The sequence below is a fragment of the Ruania halotolerans genome, assembly GCF_021049285.1.
Taxonomy (GTDB): Bacteria; Actinomycetota; Actinomycetes; order Actinomycetales; family Beutenbergiaceae; genus Ruania; species Ruania halotolerans.
Map to the genome: position 1 here is coordinate 1,781,927 of NZ_CP088017.1, position 24,831 is coordinate 1,806,757.

Below are 24,831 nucleotides of genomic sequence, written 5' to 3' on the forward strand. Positions count from 1 at the left end.
ATGTGTCCTTTCATGAAACGGCTGCGTCGTCGCAGCCGGGTCTGGGGTGGGGATGGGGTCAGGTCGTGGGATGGGACAGGTGTGCGGGGGTAGGTCAGGGTGTCGGGAGGGGGTCAGGTCGTACGGCCGGCAGCTCGCAGGCCGTGAGCACGTCTTCGATCAGGCGCAGGGTCGCAGCGCCCGACTCGGCGTCCACTGGGGACGGGGAACCACTGTCGATCGCGTCGATGAAGGCGCTCATGCCCCGCCGCATCAGCACAGCGTTCTCGGCCGACATACAGGTGCGAATAGCGTCTGGATCGTCCATTGCGACGGGCGAGAGGAGGTCCGGCACGTGGTCGCCGCTGCCCAGCGAGGTGCGTGCCGGCGTGACCCCGAAACGTAGGGTGGCGGCATCGCCGAAGAGCTCCCCGCCCCAGCCGATGTTCCAGGGGTCGGCCTCATGGGCGGTGAAGTCGATCGCCACCACGGTGTCGGCGCAGCGCATCGTCACCGCCAAGGCATCCTCACCGGGACTGGGCGTCCCGCTCCGGCGAACCCTGGTAGCACGGATCTCGTGCGGTTCACCGAGGAGCAACCTCAGCACGTCGACCAGGTGGCAGCCAGCCTCCATGAACGGCGTCACGACGTTGCTCGCGTCGGCGAACCAGTGGGTCATGCTGGCCCAGGCCTGGTGCGGGATCGCGGCGTGGAAGCGAGCCAGATAGAGGTCGCCCAACGCGCCGTCCTCGAGTGCCTGGCGGGTGCGCATGACGGAGTCGGAGTAGCGCATGAAGAAGCCCATCTGGGTGAGGACATTGGCCTGCGAGGCGCGATCGGCTACCTCGGCCAACCGCGCGGAGGTCCGAGCACCTGTCTTCTCGATGAACACCGGCAGTCCGGCATCGATGGCGATCTCGGCAAAACCGGGCGCTTCATCGTTGCGCCCGTCCACCACCACGGCGCCGGCCCCGTGCAGCGCCTCGGCTGCGCTGTGCACGCTCTCGGCGTCGTACTTCTGGGCAAAACTCTGGGCGGCGGTGGCGTCGGGGTCGTACACACGAGTGATCCGCGCGCCGGGGTTCTCATGAGCCGCGCCGGCCCAGGCGTGGGCGTGAGGGTGGGTCACACCCAGGAATGCGACGTCAAGCATCGTTACAGGTCACCTCTGCGGGGTTGGAGGGAAGTCATCGGTCGGGGGGTGGCCACGCGGCCCAGGTACAGCGCCAGGCCAGGGCCGAAGATCACGCCGACGAGCGGGACATGGATCACGAGGGTCACGGTGAGTGCCGCTCCCAGCAGCACGGCGAGGTGCCAGGGACCGAAACGTGTTGCTCGGCTCGTCGCACGTCTGACCAGCTCGGAACGCGCAACACCTGGATCCTCAGCCAGCTCGTGCACGCACGCGGCCAGCCACCAGACGGCGATCAAGAGCGCCGAGACATTGACGGCGTAGAACGCTCCCGCCGCCGATACCGGCTGACCGGCCAGGAACGCGAGGTTCAGCACGCTGATCGCGACCACGGCCACACTTGCTGGTCCGAGGAACCACGTGGTGGGAAGCGCGCGGCGGACGTCCCTGGGCAGCTCCCGCCAGAGCCCGGTGACCCGGCCTTGTGAGGCCTTCAGCAGCAGCCGGGAACCGGCTCCGAGGGCGGGTACGGCGGTGATCAGGGGGAGTGCGAGCACGATCATCACGAGGCTGAGTCCGGCCAACCGGCTCACCGTTCGCAGCGCGTCCATGATGCGCTCAGGCAGGGGTGCTGGCTCAGCTGTCCGCCGGGGAAATCCTGCTGGGCGGCCGAGCATCTCCGCGAGGGTTTTCTCACGCCAACTCAACGGAGTGCCCTCCCGCGATGGACCGGTACGCCGCATCCAGCGTGCGCATCGACTGCATCGAGTCCTCCACCGACACCAGCGGGCGAGCGTTCCCGGCAGCACAGTCGAGCGCGTGCGAGATCGAGCGGCTCACCGACCGGTCGAACCAGTCCTCTTCCACGGCGATGACCTCATCGCCGCCGTGGCTGTCCCGTCGGCGAAGCACGTTGTCGCTGCCGGTCTCGATTGAGAGGCGGTTCTGCTCGGAAGTGAAGATCTCCTTGCGCCAGTCCCAGCCCGGGGCGCCCCAGAAGCCGACCAGGGTCATCATCGTGCCCGACTCGAACTCGACCACGATGGTGGCGGTGTCTTCGCCCTTGTCGGGGTTGCCGGCGGCGAGCTGGGTCGCCGTCGCTGTCACTCGGCGCGCTGGTCCGAACCAGAAGTGCGCTAGATCGATCAGGTGCGAGCCCGACTCGAACAGGCACCCGCCTCCGGTCATCGCTGGATTGCCACGCCAGTGATGCGGGGAGCGCAGGGCCGCGAGGTGGTCGCCGAGAATCTCGATGTGTGCCACCAGCCCGGCGCCCCAGAGTTGCTCAGCGAGCCCGTCGCGGACCCGCTCATGCACCGGATCGAAGCGCTGGTGATACTTGACCATGAGGTTGCCGGCGGAGGCACGGTCTGCCTCGGCGACCTTGGTGGCTTCCTCCAGACCCAGCGCCATGGGTTTCTCGCAGAGGACGAAACGTCCCGCGTCGAGCACCTGGATCGCCTGGGGGGCGTGTAGCGCTACGGGCGTGACGAGGTCGACCAGCTGGACGTCGTCGTCGGCGAGGACGGTGTCAAGGTCGGGCGCAATCCGCTGGACCCCCCATCGTTCGGCCGCAGCGTGAGCAGCGTCGCGGTCAGGGTCGCAGATCCACGCGACGTCGGCGCGCTCCAGTTGTGCGTAGGCGGCGAGGTGGGACTGTGCGAAGGAGCCCGCCCCGATGACCGCCACCCGCACCCGCTCGGCGCTCACTTGAGCCCCGTCGTGGCGATGCCACGGATCAGATACCGCTGCCCGAAGACGAAGAAGATGAAGATCGGGACGAGGGATAAGACGGACATGGCGAACAGGGCTCCCCAGTCGGTGCCGCCGAGGTCGACGAAGAGCCGGATCGCCAGCGGCACAGTGAACAGATCGTTGTCGGTCAGGAAGACCAGCGGGCGGAAGAAGTCGTTCCAGGTCCAGATGAAGGAGAAGATGGCGGTGGTGGCCAGCGCCGGCACCACCAACGGCAGCATGATCCGCCAGTAGATCTGGAACGGCCCGCACCCGTCGATGGAAGCTGCCTCATCGATGTCACGGGGGATTCCGCGCATGAACTGCACCATCAAGAAGATGAAGAACGGGTCGGTCGCGAAGAATTTCGGCACCGTCAGCGGGAGGAAGGTGTTCAGCCACCCGAGTTCCGAGAACAAGATGTACTGCGGAACGATCGTGACGTGCTCGGGGAGCATGATCGTCACGAGCATGATTCCCATGAAGAGTGCCTTGAGCCGGAATCTCATCCGTGCGAACGCGAACGCCGTCAAAGAACAGGCGATCAGGTTCCCCATAATCACCGAGCCGGTGACGATGAAACTGTTCCGGAAATAGATTGCGAAAGAATTCTGCTGGGCATCCCAGCCACGAACGTAATTGGCGAGCGTCGCATCGGTCAGCGCCAGTCCGGCGCTGGTGAAGATGTTCTCGTTCTCGCGCAGCGAGCTGACCAACATCCACAACAGCGGGTAGAGCATCCCGACGGCGAGCGTGATCAGCAGCACGTGCATCGCGACTCGACGCGCCGGCGGCTTGGTACGGGCGGTGACTGCGGTCTCGGCGCTCATCGGTCACCATCCGCGTAGAAGACCCAGTATCGGGAAAGCACGAAGTTGATGCCAGTGATTGCGGCGATGACCACGAGTAGCACCCACGCCATGGCGGAGGCATATCCCATGTCGAAGTTGGCGAATCCCTGCTGGTAGAGGTACAGCGTGTAGAACAATGTCGAATCTGCTGGACCGCCCTGACCGTTGCTGACGATGTAGGCGGGGACGAATGCTTGGAAGGCGTAGATCGTCTGCAGGATGAAGTTGAAGAAGACGATGGGTGTCAGGAGCGGAATCGTGATGCTGAGGAATCGACGGACGCGTCCGGCACCGTCGACTTCTGCCGCCTCGTAGTACGAGCGTGGGATCTGGCGCAGGCCGGCGAGAAAAATGATCATCGGCGAACCGAAGGTCCACACGTTCAGCGCGATGATGGTCATCAAGGCGGTGTCAGGGTTACCGACCCAACTGTGCGTGGTGTCGATGCCGAGGGCGCCGAGCGCGCCATTCACGAGACCGTCGCTACCGAAGACGGTCCGCCACAATACGGCGACCGCGACACTGGTCCCGATGAGGGAGGGAAGGTAGAAGACCGCGCGGTAGATGGCGATTCCGGCGATCGCTCGGTCGAGCAACATCGCTAGTGCGAGTGCGAAGATCAATTGGAGCGGGACCGAGACGAGCACGTAGGTGGCGGTGACCACGACCGAGCTGAGGTAGCGCGGGTCGCTGGTGAACATCCGCACGAAGTTGTCCAGGCCGATGAAGTTCGGGTCCTGGAGAAAGTTGTAATCGGTCATGGACAAGTACAGCGAGGCGGCCATCGGCCCCATGACGAACACGAGCAAGCCGATCAGCCAGGGGCTGAGGAAGAGGTAGGGCGCGAGGGCTCGCCGTCTGCGCGAGTGGGGCGTTGAGGGGGGCCGGAGCGTCGGCGTCGGCATGCGCCGCTTCTCCTCGGTGAGTGAGCTCATTGTTGTTGCTCCTGGGATCGCGGGAGATTCACCAGGCTGAGCGCGACCACTCCGGCGCGTCGGCCTGGCTGCTTCTCGGTCGGCATGCGGGGCCGACCGGTGTGATCAAGGAAGGGATACGTCGTCGTCGTTGACCTCCTGACATCCACGCTAGGCAGCCGTCCGTGGCAAGACCATGCGTCATTGCGCAGCGTTCCGTAGAATTTTTACATGGTCAGTGACGCCCGATCCACGCACGTTGCGCTGCTCGTGGAGACCTCCAACGCCTACGCGCGTGGTCTGCTGCGCGGAGTGCACGAGTACGTGGCCGCGCACCGGGACTGGTCGCTGTACCTGGTGGAGCACTCCCGGCTGGATACCGACTTTTCCTGGCTGGAGGGCTGGCATGGGCACGGGGTCCTGGCGCGGATCGAGAATCCAGAGACCGCGGCCTTCATCCGGCGGCTCGGTCTACCCACGGTCGACCTGAGCGCCGGCCGGCTGTTGCCTGAGCTACCTGGCGCCGAGACCGACGATGACCACATCGCACGCTGGGCGGTGGAGCACTTCGCTGAGCGCGGCATCACGAACTACGCCTTCTGCGGCGATCCGCGGTACGGGTGGTCGGTCAAACGGGGGAGCGGGTTCACCGAGCACGCCGACCGGCACGGCTCACCCGCGCACGAGTTCACGATGCGACCCACCGGCACCCGCGCCGCTGACCGGGACCGACTCGCGCGCTGGCTGACGGGCTTGCCCAAGCCGGTCGGCGTACTCGCCTGTTACGACATCGCGGGCCATGAAGTGCTGGAAGCATGCAAGGTCGCCGATCTCGCCGTTCCCGATGAGATCGCCGTGATCGGTGTCGACAACGACGAGTTGCTCGGCACGCTCTCCTCCCCGGCCCTGTCCAGCATCGAGCCGGACACTCGCCGCACGGGCTACCTGGCCGCTGAGCTGCTCGACCGGATGATGGCCGGTGAACACGTCGAACCCGGGCTTCGTCTCATCCCGCCCGTGCGCGTGGTCGCCCGGCAGTCCTCGGACCTGCTGTCGGTCGAGGATGAGCTCGTCGCTCACGCCCTGCGCTACATCCGAGATCGTGCGGACGTGAATGTCACCGTGCCGGAGGTGCTGAGGGAAGTGGGTCTGTCCCGCCGTGCGCTCGACCTGCGGTTCGTCAAGCAGGTCGGGCGCACGGTGCACGCCGAGATCCTTCGGGTCCGGATGAACCGGGTGGCCGAGCTGCTGGTCTCCACCGACTGGACACTCACCCGGATCGCGGAGCGCCTGGACTTCAAGCACGCCGAGTACATGGGCGCGGCCTTCAAGAAGCAGCTGGGCCGCTCACCGGGCCGCTATCGGCGCGACGTCACCGGATCCATCGCCCGGCAGGACGGGTGGCGCTAACCCTCTCAAGCGCCAGGTCGCGTTACCCCTTCAACCCGGTCTGGGCCAGGCCCTCGATGAACTGACGCTGCGCGAGCGCGAAGATCACCAGCACGGGGATCACCGTCATCGTGGCCGCGGCCAGCTGGACGTTCCACATCGCGCCGCCGTAGGCGTCGGTGTAGCGCGTCAGTGCCTGGGGCAGGGTGAACAGTTCGGGTGTCTGCAGAAACACGGTCGGCTCGAGGTAGAGGTTCCAGACGTGCTGGAAGGTGAAGATGGCCACGGCGGCCATGGCGGTGCGGGCCAGCGGCATCGCGATGAGCCGCCAGATGCGCCACCGGCCGAGGCCGTCCAGGCGTGCCGCCTCCTCCAGTTCCACCGGCAATGTGATGAAGAACTGCCGCATGATGAACGTGGCGAGCACGCTGGGCGCACCGAAGGTGGTGGCCAGCAGGAGCGGCCAGTGCGTATCGACCATGCCCCAACTGTTGAACATCTGGAACAACGGCACGATGGTCACCTCGCTCGGGATCAGCAACCCGATGAGCACCACGAGGAAGAGCACGTTCTGGCCGCGGAACTTGATCCGTGCGAAGGCGTACCCGGCCATCGCGGAGATCAGCATCGTGCCCAGCGTCACGAATGCGGCGATGTAGACGCTGTTGAAGTACTGGCGCACGAACGGCTGCAGGGTGAACGCATCCGCGTAGGCCGCGAAGGTCGCCTCTGTGGGCCATAGCGACGGCGGGAACGCGAAGATCTCGCTGACCGGCTTCAATGATGAGGTGATCATCCACCAGGTGGGCATCACGAACGGGATCGCAAGCAGGCTCAAGGCAGCGAAGAACACGATCTTTCGCCACCGCGGCGTGTGGTTCGCACCGGGCCCGCGCGATCTCGCGGCACCGGGGGCAATGCCCGGTGAGTTCGCCCCACCGGTCCCGGGCGCAAGCGCGACGGCCGGGGCGCTGTTGGACTCAGTTCTCATAGAAAACCCACCTCTTGCGCAGCTGCCACTGCACGATCGTCAGCACGAGCACGATGAGGAACAGCAGCACCGCGAGGGTGGAGCCGTAGCCGAACGCGTGGAAGTCGAAGGACTGCTGGACCAGGTAGTAGACGAGCACGGTGGTGGAAATTCCCGGCCCACCTTGGGTGAGTACGGCCACGAGCGCGTAGACCTGCAGCGAACCCACGATGGTGATGATCGACGTCAACATGATCATCGGGGAGATCAGCGGCAACGTGATCGAGGTGAACAGACGGCGGTTGCTCGCCCCGTCGATGCGTGCGGCCTCATACAACTCACCCGGCACGCCCTGCAAGGCGGAGAGGAAGAGCACCATGTTCAGGCCCACGTTCTTGAAGACCTGCACCACGATGACGGCGAGCATGGCCCCCCAGCCTTCCCGGAGCCAGTTCGGCCCGTCCACGCCGAGCAATGACAGAAGGCCGTTGATCCCGCCGTCATTTTGCAGCAGGAAGCCCCACACGATGGTCCAGGCAACCAGGGAGATCACCACGGGGGAGAAGAACAGGGTACGAAATGCCGTGATGCCGCGCCATTTGCGGTTCAGCAGCACGGCCAGCAGCAGCGCGAGGCTGAGGTTGAAGACGACCAGGCCGAGGGAGAACACCGCCGTCGCGCGCAGCACGGGGACCAGATCGGGGTCGTTGAAGAGCTTCTCCACGTTCTCCAGGCCCACGAAGGTGAACGTGTCGGCGAGCACGTTCCACTCGTGGAAGGAGTAATAGACGATCAAACCCAGCGGTACCAGGACAAAGAGGATGATTCCCAGCAGCTGTGGCGCGATGAACAGGTATCCGGTCCACGCGTCCCGGCGCACGTACGCGGGCGTGCGTCTGCGTTCCGTGGTGCGCCCGGGTGCAGGACCCGGGCGCACCGAGGCGGGCGAAGTCACGGCGTCAGTTCTCCAGCAGGGGTGCGATGGCGGTGCAGGTCTGATCGAGCACGGCCGGGATGTCGGCGTCGGCGGTCCACAGGGCGTCGAGTGAGGAACGCACCTCTTGGCCGATCTCGGCGGAGTCGGTATGGCTGGGACGCACCTGACCGGTCTCGATCCCAGGGATCACCACGTTCTCGATCTGCTCCGGGCTCAAGAGCGGGTTGGCCTCGGCGAGGACGTCCACGGTCAGCAACGACTCCCGCGGCGGCGGGAAGTACTGAGCCAGCTGCTCGGCATTCTCCGGGTTGCTGAAGTAGGCCAGGAATCCGGCCGCGGCCTCCGGGTGCTCACTCTGGCTGAGCACTCCGATGCCGGCCTGGCCGGTGACCGAGTACTCGCCGTCCGGCCCCTGGGGCAACGGCAACAGGTCCCAGTCGAAGCCGTCCTCGGGCAGCAGGTTGGTGCGTGAGATCTGCGTGACGGTGAAGGCGGCCTCACCGGCGAAGAAGTCCGCGGTGGTGCCTGGTCCGGGCATCGATTCCTGATCGAAGGCCGCCTCATGCAGGAACGCGAACGCCTCAGCCATCTCGGGCTCATTGAACGTGCACTGAGCACCGTCCTCGCTCCACGGCGCCGCGCCCCAGCCGTTCCACACGGTGCTGAGGTAGTCCCAGTTGAGGTAGTCGAAATCGCGGATCACGAAACCGGATTCGCCGGTCTCCTCAGCCACCGTCGACCCGGCTGCGCTGACGTCCTGCCAGGTCCAGCTGCCCTCGGACAGCATCTCCTGCGCCGTCGGAAGGCCGGCCTCGGCGAGCAGGTCGTTGTTCACGAAGGTCACGAACGGTGAGGTGCTGAACGGGTAGGCGATGAGCTCGCCCTCGTTCATCCACAACTCGGTGGCACTGGGGGAGAGGTCCTCGAGTGCATAACCCTGCGTGTTCTCCAGTGTGTCCGTCAGCGACATGAGCGCGCCACTGGCCACGAAGTCCGGAGCCGCATTCTCCAGCACCCACGCCAGATCCGGAGCGTTTCCTCCGGCGATCTGGGTGGTCACCGTGGAGGTGTAGTCATCGAAAGGCAACGGGTCGAACGTGATGGAGTCGATCTCGGGGTGCTCGGCGATGTACTCGTCGGCGATCGAGTTGAACAGCTCCAGATGGTCCTCGTTGGAGGTCCAGATGGTCATCCGCAGATCGATGTTCTCTGTCGCCTCACCTGAACTCTCGCCGCCGCCAGAGCAGGCGGCGAGAACGAGTGAGCCGACTGCCGCCAGGGTGATCCCTGTCAGCGTCCTTGCTGATCGCATGGTGTCTCCTTCTAGTAGCCGACGACGTCGGGCCAGTGCAGTTCGACGCCGTCGCGGGTGAGCAGGGTCTGGTAGTCGTGCAGATCGGAGGAGCTCTCGCGCACCGTGCGAGGCTCGATTCCGCGGTGCAGGCAGTACGCCGCGAGCGCGCCGGATGCCTCACCGATGTTCCATTCGGTCGGGTGCAGGCGGAACGCGCCGTTGGTGATGTGCGTGGTGCCGATGTTCTTGCCGGCCGGCAGCAGGTTGCGCATCCGTCGCGGCAGCAGCACACCGAGCGGGATCTCGAACGGTGTGCTGGCCACGTCCACGTAGTTGTCACCGCCGGAGGAGGGGTGCAGATCCACCCGGTACATGCCGATGCCCACCGAGTCCGGTGTGGTGAACGGGCGGCCGTGCCCTTTGACCGCGATGGACAGGTCGTTCTCCGTCACCCGGCCCACCGTGCGCAGCCGGCGCGACTCGCGGATGTAGGGAGCCATGGCGAGCCCGTCCGGTCCGCCGGTCAGGTCCCCGCGCAATCGCAGCCCGGGGAAGCCGGTGCCGCCGTCCGGGCGGGGTGCTTCGGTCTGCAGCCAGTACAGCATCGAGAGGGACTGCCGGCGGGCAGCCGCCTGGTGCCGCTCGGACTCCTCGGCCGTAACGTCCACCAGGGTGCCGTCGAGGTAGTCGATCATCGGCCAGTTCACCAGCACTACGTCACTGGCGAAGGTGCCGGGGGTGAAGTTGGTGCGATCGATGATCCTGCGAAACGTCCACAGCTCGCTGTCCCCGGGATCTTTCGCCTGGTCCGCCACGGCGCCGGTGCGCGGCGCCGGGTGCGGGGTGAAGGTGCGGGTGGAGATCTCCAGGGTGCGGGGATCCGGCGCGGTCAGCGAGATCATCGGCGCGCCCCAGTAGTCGGGCTGTTTGGCGCGCCATTGTGCGTAGTCCGACGGCGGATCGATCGTGTGGTCTTCACCGTCGACGTGGTCCACGGTGAAGCACCAGCTGAACGCCTGCTGGTTGTCTGGCTGCGCCTCCTCGGGCGCGCTCGGCTCCCCGGTCTCATGCCGGGACTCGAAACCCGTGACGTACTCGGCACCGGTCATCGGCAGTAGGTCGCCGAGCTCGGTGGCATCGAGCACGTACCGTGCCGCGACGCTGACCTGCCGGTTGGACTCGGTCAGCCGCAGGGTCACCGCTCGCACCAGATCACCGTCCACGTCGGCGCTCACGGGTACCGCCGGCTGCAGCACCACGAGCCGCCCGGACGTGCGGTGCGGGGCGAGCATCTGCTCCAGGACGGCAGCGCCGACGGCGGGTTCGGCGCACATGCGGCTGACCAGGCCGTTGCCCGGGTTCAGGTACCTCTCGGCCCGGGCTCGCTCAGTCAACGGATAGTGCTGCCGGTAGTAGTCGCGGATCCCCTCGCGCAGCCGGCGGTAGCGTGCGGTGGCACCGAACTGCTCGATCCAACTGTGCTCGTCCAGTGGGACTGCCTGGCTGGTGAGTTGCCCGCCGAGCCACCGGTACTCCTCGGTGAGCACCACCCGGCACCCGGCCTCGAGTGCAGCGAGTGCGGCGGCTACGCCGCCGAGTCCGCCACCGACGACGAGCACGTCGGTGCTGAGCTCGTCGCCGACCCCGCTGGTCGCAGGCCTCCCGAGACCCGCCACCGTGGGCGGGTTCGGCGCGGGTGTGTGGGTCATGAGGTTTCCTCCAGGTTCGGGGTGGTCGGCGCTGCGAGCGTGGATCCGCTCACGAGGGCACACGGCAGGGTGATACGTCGTTCGCTGTCGGTTACCTCGACGTCGGGGTCGAGGATTCGCCCGAGCAAGGTGAGGGCCTCGGCACCGAGGCGAGTCCGGGGCGGGCTGAGCCGCGTCAGGTCGGGGTCGGTGGCCGAACCGTGCGAGGGGTCCGCCAAGGTGACCAGCGAGAGGTCGCCGGGAACGCTGACGCCATCACGCATCGCCATCGCGTGGATGCGCTGGGCGTGGTGAGGGTCCTCGACGAAGGCGACCGTGGCACCGCTGCGGCGCAGTGCGGCCCAGTCGGCTTCCAGCTCGAGGCCGTCAGTGGCGCGGCGCAGGGCGAGGGCGGCGCCGTCCGGACTGCGCCGTTGCAGTTCGGTATCGAAGCCGAGCAGACGATCGAGCACCGATTCACCGGTGCTCTCCCGGTGCAGTAGAGCGAAGCTGCGATGACCCGCGTTCCACGCCCGCTCGACCAGTTCGGCAGTGCCGGCCACGTAGTCGGCAGCCACATAGGGGACCCCGCGTGCCGCACGCCGACCGATCGCCACGAACGGGAAGCCGCTGTCCACGAGCCGCTCCAGCTCGCCACCGTCCATTTCGAGGCCGAGGAGCAGGCATCCGTCGGCCAGGCGCAACCGGTTGGCCGGGTGAAAGAGGCGGCGCCGGCCCTCGTGGACTGGGGCAGAGGTGAACATCAACAGGTCGTAGCCGAGGCGTTCGGCCTGAGACTCGATCCCGGTGAGCAGTGAGGTGTAGAAGTCCCGGCTCGCGGCCGGGAAGGCGGGTTCGTAGGTGAAGACGCCGATCAGCCGGTTACCCACTCCCGCGAGCCGGCGCGCTGCGGGATCGGCCACGTATTCGGCCTCGCGCAGCACCTGCATCACGCGTTCGCGGGTCTCGGCGGGGATCCGGCTGATGGCATCCGCTTTGCCGTTGACCACGAGCGAGACCGTGGACTGGCTCACGCCGGCCAGTTCCGCGATGCGGCGCTGGGTGATCCGCAGTGACGGTGTGCCTTTGGTGGTCATGACTGTTCCTGTCGATCGTGCGCGGCGGCAGTGGCGGCGTTGATGAGCAGATATTTCTAGATTTCTGGCAGTCATACGCATTAGCATCGGGGTCATCGCTTGCTAATGCGTATGAGCGGGATGGTTGGAAGTTTACGCAGATGACACCGGACGGTGTCAACTGGTCGCATCTTCGGCAGCGGTGCCGCGGGTGCAGCGAGGAGAGAGGAAGATCGATGACGATCGCACGAGAGGGCGGCAGACGAGCCGTCGCGGCACTGATCGCAGCCGGGTTCGCCCTGGTGACGGTGGCCGGTGCGGCTCTACCGGCTGCCGCCGAGACGGCGGACCCGCCCCCCGGTTGGCCGGAGTTCGGCTACCAAGGGGTCATCACCGACAAGGACGAGCTCGATTTCAACCCGACGGACGAGTTCATCTTCCCGAGCGTGTTCCACGCCGGAGAGCACCTGTCGGACCCCTTGGGCGAGTGGTACCTGTACTACGCCCCGCACGATGACCCAGGCGGAATCGCGATGATGTACGCCGACAGCCTCGAGGGGCCATGGACCGAGTACGGCGACAACCCGCTGATCACCAACACGTGGGGTGACCACTACGACGTGCCGCATGTCTCCAGCGCTGACGCGATCTGGAACGAGGAAGCGGGGCGGATGTTCCTGTATTTCCACGGCAGCAACGCGCAGACACGCTGGGCCGAGAGCGACGATGGAGTCACCTTCGACTACGGCGGCATCGCCGTCGAGAACAGCATGGGCGGGCCAGCAGTCACCGAGACCAGCTACGCCCGGGTGTTCGACCATCCGGATCCGGACTCGGACTATGCCTACGGGATGTTCTACATGGGCAATGAGACTGACGACGTGCGCCGCATCCGGTTGGCGGAGTCAGTGGATGGACGGACCTGGACGGTCGATCCCGATTACGTGGTGGCCCCGGGCGAGGAAGAAGGGCAGAACGTCTCCGGCGGCAACCTCTGGGAATGGAACGATCAGCTGTACGTGATCTACCACGCCTCAAGCGGCAACTCGTACGCGCGCACCATCGACGAATCCCTGCGAGATGTGGGCGAGGAGCCGATCCTGCTGCACTCATCCAGCGGGCAGGGCGATGACGTCGGCCGGGTGGCTGCGCCGGACATCGTGACCGCTGACGGCGAGACGTACCTGTTCTACGAGTCCGGTGACCGCCTGGGTGCCACGATCGCCTACGCGAAAGAAGGGGCCGAGGTGATCCTCCCGCCGCCGTTCGGCGGCTTCCCCGAAGATCCCGAGAACCCGGTGTTCGCCCGCTGCGCGGTGGCCGGCAGCGACGAGTTCGACGGCGATTCACTCGCCGAGGACACGTGGGATCGCGTCATCCGCGAGAACGTCGCTGCCCACGAGGTCAGCGACGGCGCACTGAGCATTCCCACCTCCACGGGCGGGGTGTCCGCGGCGCCGCTACTCCAGCAGGAGCTGCCGGACGCACCCTGGCAGGTGACCACCCGGGTCACTATCGATGCCCAGGAGCGCTTCCAGCAGGCGGGTCTGCTGCTCTACACCGACGACTCTCACTACGCCAAACTCGACCTGGGCCAGGCGACACCTGGACCGACCGTGGAACTCGTCTACCACCGAGATGGCAGCAACCGCCAGGACGCAGCGCCGCCACAGATCGAGGGCACGAGCACGATCTGGCTGCGCTACACCAGCGACGGATCGACCATCCGCGCGAGCGTCTCCTACGACGGCGAGACCTTCACCCGGTACGGGCGCGAAATCGACGTTGCCGAGGCAGGCTTCACCCACGTGGGCCCGTACGCGTTCCGGGGCATCGAGTCCACCCCGGAGATCGACGCGACGTTCGACTGGTTCCGGTTCAGCCCGGACGCCGAGGCATACGCCGAGTGCATCGATGAGGGCTCCGAGCCCGACACCGTCGCGCTCGAGGCGCTGGTGCTCGAGGCCCGCGCCCTGGATACAGAGGGTTACACCGAGGAGTCGGTCACCGAACTCCTCGGCGCCATCGCGGCGGCGGAAGCCGTCCTCGCCGATGCCCAGGATCAGGCACAGGTCGATGCGGCGCTCGCCGCGCTCGGGGCAGCGATCGACGGCCTCGAATCGGTCACCGATCCAGTGCCACCCGAGCCGACTCCGGCGCCGGCGCCGACCGACCCGCCTGCACCGGAGCCGACCGAACCGCCGGTGGACCAGGACGGTGACCCCGCGAGCGGGGCGCCCAGCGGTGACGATGACCTCGCTGAGACCGGGCCGTCGACGGCCCTCGCGGCTCTCGGAGTGGCCGCGGCCCTGCTCTGTGCCGGCGGAGTCCTGATGGCGCTCCATCGGCGCCAGCATGGCTGATATCGAGTAGTTCCTGGCAGGGAAAGCAGAAAGCGGTCTCTCGCGTGGCTGGCGGGAGACCGCTTCTGTCCCGGCGCCACGGGGAGATGCTCGGCTACCGAAGCGGTCAGGGCAGCTGCGCACGGACGGTGAGGGACGCCGTCGGCCATCAACACCGACATCGGGCACACTCGGAGCATGCGACGGATCGGTCTGCTGGGTGGAATGAGCTGGGAAAGTTCGATCGAGTACGAGCGCCTCCTCAACGAGGGAGTCTGGGAGCGTCTGGGCGGGGTGGCCTCAGCCGACCTGATCGTGCGCAGCTACAACTTCGCCGAGATCGAACGACTCCAGGCGGCAGGGGAGTGGGACACCGCGGGCGCCATGCTCGCTGCGGACGCCCGCCTCCTGCAGGACGCCGGAGCCGAACTCATCCTGCTGTGCACCAACACCATGCACCGAGTGGCGGATGCGATCGAGGCCGCCCTGGACGTGCCGTTCCTGCACCTGGCCGACGCCACCGCGGACGCCGTGCACGCGGCCGGGCTGGACGCCGTCGGGCTGCTCGGCACCCGCTACACGATGGAGGGCGACTTCTACCGCGGGCGGCTCACCGCGCGCGGATTGAGCGTGCTCGTCCCGGACGAGCCGGACCGCACCACGGTGCACCAGGTGATCTACGACGAACTCGTCCAGGGCCGCATCGAAACGGCGTCCAAGGCCCACTACCTGGCGGCGATCGACCGGCTCATCGAGCGCGGTGCGCAAGGAATCATCGCCGGCTGCACCGAGATCGAGCTGCTCATCACGGGCGAGGACGTGCCCGTCCCGTTCTTCCCCACGACGCGATTGCACGTGCAGCGGGCACTGGAGCTTGCCCTCGCCTGATCATGCCCGCCTGATCATGCCCGCCTGATCACGTCCGCGCCGGGACCCGGGGCCACCGGTTTCATCGACACCGAAGTCGAAGGCGGGTACGTCCAGATCGGGGCCATGCGCGAGGGCGGCGAAGGGCTCGACGTATTGCCACTCGCTGCACTGGTTCTGAGCGAATCGGCGTAGGGCGGGCCTGCGGGAATAGCCGGCACTGGCACCGTCTTGACTGAACATGACCTTCGATGCCGTCACGGAACTGCTCGACACGACGCCCGTGGTGGCGGTCGTGACCACCCGGGCCAACGGCGCCGCCATCGCCACCCCCATCTGGTCGATGGTGGTTGACGGCCAGGCGTACCTGCGTTCAGCCTACGGTGACGGCTCCTGGTGGTACCGGCACGTCCTGGCCGGGCGCCCGGTTGCCTTCGCCATGGGCGACGGTGCACTCGCTGAGCGTGACCGTGCCGCCGCTTTGGAACTGCCGCGCGAGCGGGTCAGCACCAGCTATGTGCCGGCCGATGATCCGGTGCAGCAACTGATCGACGCCGAACTGCTGCGCAAGTACACCGGCGCACCACAGGCCTCGATCGACTCGATGCTCAGCGCCCAGGCGCGGGCGTGCACGCTCCGGGTCGAGCCCGCCGACGAGCGCTGAGCGCGGATCGACAGCCCTGTGCATTGACGGTTCGGTCCATTGACAGCCCTGTGCATCGGCAGCCCTGAGCAGGTTGCTGCCGCAGCCGGCCGTGCTGGTGCCGGGTCCGTGTCCGCCTGCAGCGATGGTGGTGCGAACCGCCGTCGAGGACTGCCTAGGATCGAGCAGTGAACCGTCCCTCCATTCCCACCGAGATCAAGGTGCTGGTGGCGGCCGCCTTCGTGATCGCCATCGGATTCGGTCTCGTCTCACCGGTTCTGCCCGCGTACGCGCGATCCTTCAACGTGGGTGTGGCCGCGGCCTCGGTAGTGGTGAGCGTGTTCGCGTTCTTCCGGCTCGCATTCGCCCCAGCCGGCGGAGCGCTGGTGGCACGGCTCGGAGAGCGACCGATCTACCTGACCGGTCTGGTGATCGTGGCACTGAGCTCGTTGGCGACGGCGTTCGCCCAGTCGTACGTGCAACTGCTGGTGTTGCGCGGCGTGGGCGGGATCGGCTCGACCATGTTCACGGTCTCGTCCATGGCGCTGGTGGTGCGGATGGCGCCGCCGGAGATCCGCGGCCGATGCTCATCGGCCTATGCCACCTCATTCCTGCTCGGTGGTATGCTCGGCCCGGTGCTCGGCGGGTTGCTGGCCGAATTCGGCCTGCGGGTGCCGTTCGTGGTGTACGCGGTATTCCTGCTGGTGGCGGCCGCCATCGTGGCGGTGCGGTTGCGTGGCCCGCGGGCGCGGGTGGGCTCAGGTGGGCCCGACGAGACGCAGCGACCGCCGATGAAGGTGGCGCAGGCATGGCGGATCCAGACCTACCGAGCCGCCCTGGTTTCCGGGTTCGCGAACGGGTGGTGCAATTTCGGCGTGCGAGTGGCAGTGCTGCCGCAGTTGGCGGTGGCGGTGCACGATGCGACCTGGGTGGCCGGAGCGGCGCTGGCGCTCGCCTCAGTGGGAACAGCAGGGGCTCTGCAGATTTCGGGGCGATGGGCGGATTCCGCGGGTCGGCGCCCGGTGGTGCTCACCGGGTTGGTGGTGACCGGGTTGGGCCTCGGGGTGATGGGGGTGGCGGACTCACTGGCGGCGCTGTTGGCGTTGTCGGTGTTCTCCGGCGTGGGGGCGGGGTTGATGAATCCGGCCCAGCAGGCGTCCTTGGCGGATGTGGTGGGGACGGACCGCAGTGGGAGCAAAGTGCTCGCGGCGTTCCAGATGTCACAAGATTCCGGCGCCATTCTGGGGCCGATCCTGATCGGTGTGGTGGCCGACCAGGTTGGATTCGCGTGGGCGTTCGCCGCCACCGGGGTGGTGGCGCTGCTCGCGACGATCCCGTGGTTGCGGGCGCCGGAGACGGCACCGGCGCGGCAGGACGATCCGGTCTAGCGGGGATCCGTGGCCGCGTGGCTGAGGCGGTGGTGCCGGCCTCAGGGCGTGATGACCGAGACCCCGCACTCCTTGAGCTGCGCGGCGATCGGCGGCGGGGGAGCGGCATCGGTGATCAGGTAGGTGGCCCGATCGAGTGCGGCAATCTGAGCGAACAGGGGCCGGGCGAACTTCGACGAATCCGCCACCACTGCCACCCGCTCGGCATGGTCCATCATCTCGGCCATCATGGCCGCATCGCCCACATTACTGGTGGAGAATCCCGTGCTCGCCACGGCACCGACGCCGATGATCGCCAGGTCCGCCCGCACAGCGATCTCGTCCGGGCGGTTCGTCACCCCGAAGGACACCGATCCCGTGGTCGTCTGCGCGACGGTACGCACGTGCCCTCCGAACACGTAGAGCTCGCACTGCATACCTGCGGGCAGCTCCGCCGGAATCCGAAGGTTGTTCGTGGCGATGGTCAATCCGCGCCGCTCGCGCAGGTGTCGGACCACGGCGAGTGTGGTCGTCCCACCGTTGAGCATGATGACCGAATCGTCTTGCACCAGCCGCGCAGTCAGGGCCGCGATCGTCTCCTTCTCCTCGATATGCATGTGAAGCCGCAGGTCGAGTTTGCGGTCTCCCACCGGGGCGGCCGATTTGCTGACGGCGCCGCCGTGGGTGCGGATCACCAGGCCATCGGTGTCCAACTGGTCCAGATCGCGCCGGATGGTGTCGATCGAGACGTGGAACCGTTCGGCGAGCTCGGCCACTGCGACCTGCCCCCGTTCCGCGACGAAGTCGGCCAGTGCGCCGCGGCGGTGCGCGGGCAGGTGACGAGAACGGTCACTGGAGGCGGAATCAGCGCGGGACATGCCTCATTCGTAGCACGATTTGCATCACTCCTGCAGAAAAACGCGTAAACCGGCGCGTCAGCAGTCGCGCTGCGACGGTTCTGCTGTCCACCGTGACACCTGGCCCGGGCGCCATCGTGGCAACGAAAGCCGCTCCCTGATGGCGCGATGCCGGTCAATCCAGGGGCCACACGCCGGCACCCGGCTGCGCCTTGACGTGACCAGTCCGTCGCAGTAGCGTTGCAGAACACAGCAAAAAACTGCATGGAGCGGCAATGAAGCGCACGCTCCGGCAGGCTCAGACTGACGATGACGACAGGAGTAGGACATGAGCACTGGTGCTCGACGCACACGGAGGCTCGCCGGCACCGCCGGGCTAGCCGCATTGAGTCTCGTGGTGGCCGCTGGCTGCAGTGACGGTGGAGACGCCGGCGGTGACGGCGACGTGACCATCGAGTTCGCGCAGTGGTGGGAGCCGGAGCTCCCCGACGGCGCATTCGCCGAGATCATCGCCGGCTTCGAGGAGGAGAACCCGAACGTCAACGTCGAACTCGTCTCCGCTCCGTACGCCTCCACCCAGGAACAACTCTTCGCCGGCTCCGCCTCCGGCACGATGCCCGACGTGATGGGCCTGGACGCCGTCTGGGTCAACGACTTTGCCAATCAGGGCGCCATCGCCGACCTGAGCGCCTTGATGAGCGAGTACGGCTATGACGACAGCCAGCTCGCCAGCCAGGTGCAGGTGGACGGTGCTACCTACATGATCCCGGTGGTCAACTTCATCTACCCGCTGTTCACCAACGACGACCTTCTTGCCGAGGCCGGAATCGACGCACCACCGGCCACACGGCAAGAGTTCCTCGACGCGGCCGTCGCGATCTCCGAGCTCGGCGGTGACACCACGGGTTGGGCGCTACCGCTTTCCCTCGAGCAGCCCAACGGCGTGCTCAACGACGTGATGCCGTGGGTGTGGTCCTCCGGCGGTTCGATGCTCGCCGACGGTCAGCCCGATCTGACCAACCCCGAGATGACGGCGGCCATCGAGTACGTGCAGCAGCTCTGGGACGCCGGGGCCGTGGCGCCCGGATCATTCACCATGAAGGAGCCGGACAAGGTCGAAGAGTTCACCAACGGCCGCGTCGGAATGATGATCTCCTCGCTCGCGCACATCAACCTGCTCCAGGAGACCAACCCGGATCTCAACTTCAGCGTCTCACCCATCCCGACCGAGGAAGGGTTCTCGGGTGAGTCGGGACTGACCTACGCCTCCTGGGGGATCGGCGTGGCCGAGAGCAGCGAACACCCCGAAGAAGCGTTCGCGCTGATCGAGTACCTGATGGAGACCGAGACGAACGGCGACCTCTCCACGATCGCCAACGGCTTCCCCGGAAACACCGAGGCCGTGCCGGACTTCGTGGAAGACGACCCGCTGATGGCGGATGCGTTCGAGATCTACCAGAACACCACCCCCGTCAACGAGTTCTCCGGTCTGCCGGCCGCCGAGCAGCTGATGCGTTCCTTCGCCGAACAGCTCCAGGCCACCCTCAACGGTGACCAGGACGTCAACCAGATGCTCGAACAGACCCAGACCGCCTGGTCCGACGAGTTCTAGGAGGCATCCGTCGCTCTGCCCGTCACCGCCATGGTGACGGGCAGGGGGAACGGGGACCAACATGATCACACCCCTCGCATCAGAACCCGCCTCCTCGGCGAGGACGTCCGGGGCCACTGGACCTGCGCCGTCGGGCGCGAACACACCGCCGGCGGCGCCCCGACGGCGATCGCACGTGGGCCGCATGCTCGAGCCGCTGGCGTTCCTCTCGCCCACGCTGATCCTGCTCGCCGTGCTCATGGTGCTGCCGATCGTGCTGGTGATCGGCTATGCGTTCATGGACAACGTGGTGACCAACCCGGACCCCGAGTTCGTCGGCACGAAGAACCTCGTCGAGATCGCCACCGACCCGACCTTCCACATCGCCCTGCGCAACACGGTGGTCTTCACCGTGGTGAGCGTGGTGGCGCACATGATCCTCGGCCTCACCTTCGCGATGCTGCTGAACAGCAAGCGGATCTCGGCCACCAGCCGCACCGTGCTGCGGGCGATCTACATCATGCCGTGGCTGTTCACCGTGGCCGTGATCGCCGTGCTGTGGCGGATGCTGCTGGCGCCGAGCGGAGTGATCAACTACCTGCTTTCGACCGATGTGGAATGGCTCGCCGACCCGAAGCTCGCGCTCGGCACTGTCACGGTCATCAACATCTGGGCCGGCTACCCGTTCTTCATGGTGAGCCTGCTCGCCGGGCTGCAAGGCATCCCTGGCGATCTGTACGAGGCGGCCCGCGTGGACGGTGCCTCACCGGTGCAGCAGTTCTTCCACGTGACCCTGCCTCAACTGCGCCAGATCATCATCAGCCTCCTGCTGCTCGACATGATCTGGACCTCGGCGCAGCAATTCGCGCTGATCTGGATGACCACCGGCGGTGGACCGCTCAGTTCCACCGAGATGCTCAGCACCTACACCTACAAGCTGGCCTTCGACGACTACGAGTTCGGCCTCGCATCGGCCAGTGCCGTGCTGGTCCTGGCCGTCTCGATGGTGCTCGCGTTCTTCTACGTGCGGCACGAGAAGGCGAGGGAGTCATGACCACCACGTCAGCGACCACGACGAGAGTAACCACCACGAAATCGCCGCCCCGCCACCTCCCGGCGCGGATCTTCACCTGGATCGGGCTGCTCATCGGCGCAGCATTCGCCGGACTGCCGGTGCTGTGGATGCTCTCCAGCTCGTTCAAGTCCAACCGGGAGATCTTCGAGTTCCCGCCGCGGCTGCTCACCGAATCGTTCAGTTTCGATTCCTACTTGGCCATCCTCGGTGACCCCAGCAGGCTGCGCTTCTTCACCAACAGTTACGTGGTGGCGATCTGCGTGACGATCCTCACCCTGCTCGTCGCGATTCATGCGGCCTACGCATTCAGCAGGTTCGCCTTCCGAGCCAAGCACCCGCTGAAACTGTTGATCATCAGCGTGCAGGCGGTACCTCCGATCACCGTGCTGATTCCCTATTTCGGAATCATTGTGGGGTTGCAGATGTATGACACCTACCCGGGCCTGATCTTCACCTATATGTTGTTCACGCTTCCGTACGCGATCATCATGATGACCAGTTACATGAACTCGCTCCCGCGAGAGCTGGATGAGGCCGTCCGGGTGGACGGCGGCAGTTCGATGACGGCGTTGTGGCGCGTGCTGGTGCCGGTCTCGGTACCCGGGATCGTCTCCGTGGGCGTGTACACGTTCATGATCGCCTGGAACGAGTACCTCTTCGCGTTGACCCTGACCAGCAGTGAATCGATGCGCACGGTACCCATCGGACTGCAACTGCTCATGGGCCAGCATTCGTTCCAATGGAACGAGATCATGGCGATGAGCATCCTCGGGTCCATTCCCGTACTCGCCCTTTTCCTCTTCTTCCAACGCTATTTCATGAGCGGCCTGACCTCGGGTGCGGTCAAAAACTGACCCCACCGGCTGATCCCACCACCACAACAAGGAGTAAGTGTGCTCACCAATGGAAATGTCCTGCTGACCGCCGCCCACGAGGGGAACTACGCAGTTCCGGCGTTCAACATCAGCGACTACGCGATGTTCAACGGGATCATCGAGATCAGTGAGGCCGAGAATGCGCCGCTCATCGTGGCGATCCACCCGGACGAGGTGGCCCATTTCGGAATCGACGCGGTGGCTGCGATCCGGGCACGGGCCCACCGCTCGAGCGTGCCGGTGGCGATCCACTGGGACCACGGCGGCAGCTACGAGGAGATGCTCACCGCCGTTCAGGGCGGGTTCACCTCGGTGATGATCGACCGGTCGATGGATTCCTTCGAGGAGAACGTGCGCATCTCCAAGCGCGTGGTCGAGACCGCGCACGCCGTGGGTGTGAGCGTGGAGGCCGAGCTCGGCACCATCGGTGCTGCGGACAGTTACGGTGAAGCGGGTGCGAAGGAGATCATCTACACCACCCCGGACGAGGCTGTGGAGTTCGTGCGAGCGACCGGGGTGGACAGCCTCGCCGTAGCGATCGGCACCTCACACGGGCTCTTCCCGCCGGAGTTCACCCCGCAGATCAAGATCGATCTGCTGCGCGAGATCAAGGCGGCGGTGCAGATTCCGTTGGTGCTGCACGGCGGATCGGGCAACCCGGACGCCGAGATCGGCCAGGCCGCGAAGCTGGGCATCAACAAGATCAACATCTCCAGTGACATCAAGGTGGCCTACCACCAGGAGATGCGCGAGGTCCTCAAGGACGCCAAGGTGCGGGAGCCGAACGTGATTCAGCCGCGTTGCATCGAGGCGATGAAGAAGGTGGCGGCGCACAAGATTCGCCTCTTCGGCGCCGACGGCAAGGCAGCTGGTGTGCCCGCGATCAGCGGCGTTCAGGCGCGGGTCTGACCGTGACACCGGAAGTACTGCTCGGCTTCGGCGGCAACGTCGACGTTGAGATCACCTGGGACGATGCCGTGCTCACGCGCCTCGCCGCGGAGCACGGCATCGCCTCCGGCGAGCTGGATACGGGTGTGCAGATCACCGACCAGCGAAGCCTCGTGATCTCCATCCTCGCGTTCGTCCAGGCAGGTCAAGGCGGTGAACGGTTCGTGGCCGACGCCGACACGCTCGGCACCTTCCCCGGACTCTTCCAGCACCGGTGGACCCTCGGGGGCACCGGGATCCGGGCCGCGCTGACCCTGCGTACCCTCGGCGTGCCGAGCATGGTGCACCTGGTGAGCACGAATCCGATCATGCGGGAGCTGCTGCCCGAGGAGATTCAACGCCTGAGCAGCGCCACCAAGGATTCCCTGCACCCGCATCTGATTGTGCAGTTCCCCCGCGGGGCGCGCGTGCACACCGATCTGCTGGACGTGAGCGCACCGAAGGCGAACCGGCTCATCTACGTCAACGACCCGCCGAACCGGGACCTCCTGCTCAGCGATGAGATCGCCCAGGTTGCACCACATCTGGGTGTGCTGCTGGTCACCGGGCTGAACAGTATGCAGGACCCGGTCCTCGTGAAGGACCGCCTGAGCAGGATCGCCCAGGTGGTCGAGGCCATGCCCGACGGCGGAGTCGTCCTTTTCGAGGATGCCGGTCAGCACGTTGCCGCGCTGGGGGAGCAGGTGCTCGCCACGATGGCCACCCTCGCTGACGTCGTCAGCATGAACGAGGACGAACTGTTCGGCCACCTGGGCCGCACGTTCGACCTGCACGAGGCGGCCGCCGTCGAGCAGGCCCTGCGGGAGGCGCGGGAACAGATCGGCGCACGCACCCTCGTGGTGCATACCCAGCACTGGGCCGCAGCCGTCGGGCCCGCTGCCCGCGGGCTTGTTCCAGCGCTGCGTTCGGGCATCGTGGCCGCGGGTACCCGCTATCTGAGTGGCGACGGCGCCACTCGCTCCGATCATGAGGCCACCGGCCTGCTGCCGGTCCAGGACCGAGCCGCAGAACTGGCCGGAACGATCGGCGGATCCGCGGACCTGGTGTGCCTACCGGCCCTGCAGCTGGAATCCGATACCCCCACCACGATCGGCCTCGGCGACACCTTCGTCGGCGGCATGGTCGCCGCACTCACCATCGATCGCTCTGCTGTTGTGGAAGGAACTCACCGATGACTGTGATCCCGTTGCCTGCCAACCGCCCACCGGACAGGTTCTACCGGGGCGGCACCGGGCTGGCCGAGCTTCGCGGCGACGGTGCCGTCGGGGAGTACGAGCCCGAGGACTGGGTCGGCTCAGCCACCACTGTCCACGGCGAGGCACCGACCGGGCTCACCCGGCTGCCGGACGGACGGTACCTGCGGGCGGCGATCGAGGCCGACCCGCAGTGGTGGCTAGGACCTGACCATGTGGCGGCCTACGGCGCCGACGCGATGCTGCTGGTCAAGCTGCTGGATGCGGGGGAGCGGCTGCCCGTGCACGCCCATCCGGACCGGGCGTTCGCTAAGGCGCACTTCGCCGCCTCGCACGGCAAGACTGAGGCGTGGTTCCTCCTCACCGGAGGCAGTCTGCACCTGGCGCTGAAGGAGGACCTCAGCGCAGACGAACTGGCCGCTGTGCTGGAGCGCCAGGATGCCGAGGAGATCCTGGGGCTCATGCACGAGGTACAGGTCAATCCCGGCGATGTGGTGCTGGTGCCCGCCGGTGTGCTGCACGCCATCGGCGGCGGGCTGCTCCTGGTGGAGTTGCAGGAGCCGGAGGACTTCTCGCTCATGCTCGAGTGGAAGGGCTATCCGATCGACGGGCCCAATGATGGTCACCTCGGCATCGGGTACGACCTGGCATTGCAGGCCATGGAACGACGGGCGCGCACACGGCAGGAGATCGCCGAGCTGGTGCGGCCCGCTGGGTTCGGCCCGTCAGTGTTCCCCGCAGCGGCGGACCCGTACTTCCGCCTTGGGCGTGAACGCGTCCAGGGTGAGATTCAGGTGGAGGCGGGCTTCGCCGTCGTGATCGTGCTGAGCGGGCAGGTGGCGGTGACCGGCCGGGACAGCGCTGACGGGCGGGTCACGTTGAAACGTGGCGCGACGGCGGTGGCCCCGCACGCGGCGGGTGAGCTGAGCATCACCGGTGAGGGTGAGGTGCTGATCTGCCGGCCGCCGGCGGCCACCCGGTGATTCGGCGGTGAGCGATCCACGGGCCGCGGCCCACGGTTATCCACAGGCCTCCTGCAGCGCACGGAAGACTCTGGCAGCGTCGCATGGATGAACCCGAGCACGCGGAGATCACGCTTCGGCGCTACC

The 24,831-nt window shown here is 66.5% G+C and carries 22 protein-coding genes; 11 read left to right on the forward strand and 11 right to left on the reverse strand.

Annotated features, from left to right (window positions below; all coding sequences use genetic code 11):
* Positions 1-94: 94 nt before the first annotated feature.
* The 5 genes from LQF10_RS07820 to LQF10_RS07840 form a co-directional block, all read right to left on the reverse strand.
* Entirely contained in the window at positions 95-1,132 is a 1,038-nt protein-coding gene (locus LQF10_RS07820) for a Gfo/Idh/MocA family protein (protein WP_231066917.1), read from the reverse strand.
* A gap of 2 nt (positions 1,133-1,134) precedes the next feature.
* A complete protein-coding gene (locus LQF10_RS07825; protein WP_231066918.1) occupies positions 1,135-1,722 on the reverse strand; it encodes a hypothetical protein in 588 nt (195 codons plus the stop codon).
* Positions 1,723-1,804: 82 nt separating this feature from the next.
* Positions 1,805-2,821, reverse strand: coding sequence for a Gfo/Idh/MocA family protein (locus tag LQF10_RS07830; protein ID WP_231066919.1), 1,017 nt, complete (start codon positions 2,819-2,821; stop codon positions 1,805-1,807).
* Complete coding sequence (locus LQF10_RS07835; protein ID WP_231066920.1) at positions 2,818-3,675, reverse strand: carbohydrate ABC transporter permease; 858 nt, start codon at positions 3,673-3,675, stop codon at positions 2,818-2,820. The genes LQF10_RS07830 and LQF10_RS07835 overlap by 4 nt, the downstream gene beginning before the upstream one ends.
* On the reverse strand, positions 3,672-4,631 hold the full coding sequence (locus LQF10_RS07840; protein ID WP_231066921.1) for a carbohydrate ABC transporter permease: 960 nt from the start codon (positions 4,629-4,631) through the stop codon (positions 3,672-3,674). Before LQF10_RS07840 ends, LQF10_RS07835 begins: the two co-directional genes overlap by 4 nt.
* A 210-nt stretch (positions 4,632-4,841) precedes the next feature.
* On the opposite strand from LQF10_RS07840, the gene LQF10_RS07845 reads away from it, so the two are divergent.
* Entirely contained in the window at positions 4,842-6,020 is a 1,179-nt protein-coding gene (locus LQF10_RS07845; protein WP_231066922.1) for a XylR family transcriptional regulator, read from the forward strand.
* Positions 6,021-6,042: 22 nt separating this feature from the next.
* Here LQF10_RS07845 and LQF10_RS07850 read toward each other — a convergent pair whose 3' ends face one another.
* From LQF10_RS07850 to LQF10_RS07870, 5 genes are read right to left on the reverse strand one after another with little or no spacing between them, the layout of a single operon-like run.
* Positions 6,043-6,990, reverse strand: a complete 948-nt coding sequence (locus LQF10_RS07850; RefSeq protein ID WP_231066923.1) for a carbohydrate ABC transporter permease — start codon at positions 6,988-6,990, stop codon at positions 6,043-6,045.
* Positions 6,980-7,924: a carbohydrate ABC transporter permease gene (locus LQF10_RS07855; protein WP_231066924.1), complete on the reverse strand. Its 945-nt coding sequence runs from the start codon at positions 7,922-7,924 to the stop codon at positions 6,980-6,982. Before LQF10_RS07855 ends, LQF10_RS07850 begins: the two co-directional genes overlap by 11 nt.
* Before the next feature lie 4 nt (positions 7,925-7,928).
* A complete protein-coding gene (locus LQF10_RS07860; RefSeq protein ID WP_231066925.1) occupies positions 7,929-9,218 on the reverse strand; it encodes an ABC transporter substrate-binding protein in 1,290 nt (429 codons plus the stop codon).
* A gap of 11 nt (positions 9,219-9,229) precedes the next feature.
* The gene (locus LQF10_RS07865) at positions 9,230-10,909 is read right to left on the reverse strand and encodes an FAD-dependent oxidoreductase (RefSeq protein ID WP_231066926.1); all 1,680 of its coding nucleotides are present in this window, start codon (positions 10,907-10,909) and stop codon (positions 9,230-9,232) included.
* Positions 10,906-11,985, reverse strand: coding sequence for a LacI family DNA-binding transcriptional regulator (locus LQF10_RS07870; protein ID WP_231066927.1), 1,080 nt, complete (start codon positions 11,983-11,985; stop codon positions 10,906-10,908). Before LQF10_RS07870 ends, LQF10_RS07865 begins: the two co-directional genes overlap by 4 nt.
* A 215-nt stretch (positions 11,986-12,200) precedes the next feature.
* Between LQF10_RS07870 and LQF10_RS07875 the strand changes: the two genes are divergently transcribed.
* The 4 genes from LQF10_RS07875 to LQF10_RS07890 all read left to right on the forward strand — a co-directional run bounded on the left by LQF10_RS07875 (position 12,201) and on the right by LQF10_RS07890 (position 17,204).
* Positions 12,201-14,327: a beta-xylosidase family glycoside hydrolase gene (locus LQF10_RS07875; protein ID WP_231066928.1), complete on the forward strand. Its 2,127-nt coding sequence runs from the start codon at positions 12,201-12,203 to the stop codon at positions 14,325-14,327.
* Positions 14,328-14,504: 177 nt separating this feature from the next.
* Positions 14,505-15,194, forward strand: a complete 690-nt coding sequence (locus LQF10_RS07880; RefSeq protein ID WP_231066929.1) for an aspartate/glutamate racemase family protein — start codon at positions 14,505-14,507, stop codon at positions 15,192-15,194.
* 220 nt (positions 15,195-15,414) lie between these two features.
* Entirely contained in the window at positions 15,415-15,837 is a 423-nt protein-coding gene (locus LQF10_RS07885) for a DUF2255 family protein (protein WP_231066930.1), read from the forward strand.
* Between the two features lie 167 nt (positions 15,838-16,004).
* Positions 16,005-17,204, forward strand: a complete 1,200-nt coding sequence (locus LQF10_RS07890) for an MFS transporter (RefSeq protein WP_231066931.1) — start codon at positions 16,005-16,007, stop codon at positions 17,202-17,204.
* Between the two features lie 41 nt (positions 17,205-17,245).
* On the opposite strand, the gene LQF10_RS07895 is transcribed toward LQF10_RS07890, so the two are convergent.
* Positions 17,246-18,061 (reverse strand): DeoR/GlpR family DNA-binding transcription regulator, encoded by an 816-nt coding sequence (locus LQF10_RS07895; protein ID WP_231066932.1) that lies wholly within the window; start codon positions 18,059-18,061, stop codon positions 17,246-17,248.
* Between the two features lie 307 nt (positions 18,062-18,368).
* Between LQF10_RS07895 and LQF10_RS07900 the strand changes: the two genes are divergently transcribed.
* From LQF10_RS07900 to LQF10_RS07925, 6 genes are all read left to right on the forward strand, one after another.
* The gene (locus tag LQF10_RS07900) at positions 18,369-19,652 is read left to right on the forward strand and encodes an ABC transporter substrate-binding protein (protein WP_231066933.1); all 1,284 of its coding nucleotides are present in this window, start codon (positions 18,369-18,371) and stop codon (positions 19,650-19,652) included.
* Between the two features lie 184 nt (positions 19,653-19,836).
* Positions 19,837-20,685, forward strand: a complete 849-nt coding sequence (locus LQF10_RS07905) for a carbohydrate ABC transporter permease (protein ID WP_231066934.1) — start codon at positions 19,837-19,839, stop codon at positions 20,683-20,685.
* Entirely contained in the window at positions 20,682-21,560 is an 879-nt protein-coding gene (locus LQF10_RS07910) for a carbohydrate ABC transporter permease (RefSeq protein ID WP_231066935.1), read from the forward strand. The genes LQF10_RS07905 and LQF10_RS07910 overlap by 4 nt, the downstream gene beginning before the upstream one ends.
* Positions 21,561-21,599: 39 nt before the next feature.
* The gene (locus tag LQF10_RS07915; protein WP_231066936.1) at positions 21,600-22,490 is read left to right on the forward strand and encodes a ketose-bisphosphate aldolase; all 891 of its coding nucleotides are present in this window, start codon (positions 21,600-21,602) and stop codon (positions 22,488-22,490) included.
* A 2-nt stretch (positions 22,491-22,492) separates the two neighbouring features.
* A complete protein-coding gene (locus LQF10_RS07920) occupies positions 22,493-23,704 on the forward strand; it encodes an ADP-dependent glucokinase/phosphofructokinase (protein WP_231066937.1) in 1,212 nt (403 codons plus the stop codon).
* Positions 23,701-24,705 (forward strand): class I mannose-6-phosphate isomerase, encoded by a 1,005-nt coding sequence (locus LQF10_RS07925; protein WP_231066938.1) that lies wholly within the window; start codon positions 23,701-23,703, stop codon positions 24,703-24,705. The genes LQF10_RS07920 and LQF10_RS07925 overlap by 4 nt, the downstream gene beginning before the upstream one ends.
* Positions 24,706-24,831 lie beyond the last annotated feature (126 nt).